The 971-nt window shown below is 47.8% G+C and carries 2 protein-coding genes; both read right to left on the bottom strand.

Translation table 11 applies throughout. The features are described from left to right. The coding region (locus FJM51_RS26510) for a helix-turn-helix domain-containing protein (RefSeq protein ID WP_181164741.1) at positions 1-260 on the bottom strand (260 nt) is incomplete at its 3' end. Next, positions 257-667, bottom strand: coding sequence for an IS200/IS605 family transposase (tnpA, locus tag FJM51_RS26505; protein ID WP_140456503.1), 411 nt, complete (start codon positions 665-667; stop codon positions 257-259). The genes tnpA and FJM51_RS26510, both read right to left, overlap by 4 nt. Positions 668-971 lie beyond the last annotated feature (304 nt).

Here is a 971-nt window from a genome sequence, read left to right as displayed (position 1 = left end):
GCCTTGAACAGTCTGTCGGATACCTCTTGCAAGGTCTGCGAGTGAACACACCCTATCCATTCCACGTCCTTAGCGATTGCGGAAAGTTCCTTCTGCATCTGGTTCTTCCCGATGGAAAGTTGATGGTTGGTATATAGTTGTTTCTTGTAGTCCAGGCACAGGTTGTAGACATATCTGCACGAACCAAGCCACTGTGCGAAAGCCTGTGCCTGCGCCTTGGTCGGTTTGAGCTTGAAGCGGTATGTCTTGATTTGGTTCACTGCCTCTTCTGGTCTTCTATGTACTTTTTAACTGTCGCTTCTGAAAGGTGACCCACCGACTCCACGTAGAAGCTTCGTGTCCACAGCGTAGGCAGCTTGCTTTTGAGTTCGGGGAACTCGCTGCGTAGTTTGAACGAAGTGTACCCTTTCAGTTGTGCCACGATGAATTGCGGTGCATCGGCTGGTGACGCTTTCACCAGCAGATGAACGTACTCAGGCATCACTTCCATTTTCTCGATACGCAAACCCAACTCACCGGCTTTCTCCATCAGCAGTTCTCTCAGACGGACCTCTATATGACCTGAGAGCACCTTTCGTCTGAACTTGGGGCACCATATCAGATGGTAGCCGATGTTGTAGACGGAGGTGGAAGATGTTTTCCAGCGTTTCGGTTTAACTTCCTTCATCGCACAAATATACGAGAAACGTTATAAGAATGCCAACTGTATACTGTTGTTTCTTTTTCACCACATCGAGTGGTTCAAAACAAAGTCAAATGCATCCCACGGCTAAAGCCCCAAGGTACTGTTCAGGTTTTCAAGATGAAGAGAAAGGGAAGGGCTTCCTTGGGAGCGACATCTTCAAAGTGTCTAGTGCTAGGGCTTTCTCCTTCCCTTCTCTTAGCTTACGGAAAATAGCTTGGTCAAATTGTACTGGCGGCTATGTTCCCAAAGATAGGAGTGATAGGGCTTTCTTTGACGTTTTGCGTAA

It is taken from the genome of Amaricoccus solimangrovi, from assembly GCF_006385685.1.
Classification (GTDB): domain Bacteria; phylum Pseudomonadota; class Alphaproteobacteria; order Rhodobacterales; family Rhodobacteraceae; genus Amaricoccus; species Amaricoccus solimangrovi.
Note: the sequence above shows the minus strand (reverse complement) of the source record. Positions and strands in the feature narration are given on the sequence as shown.

Coding starts and splice junctions, on each gene's coding strand:
- tnpA (WP_140456503.1), bottom strand. CDS start 667: ATGAAGGAAGTTAAACCGAAACGCTGGAAAACATCTTCCACCTCCGTC.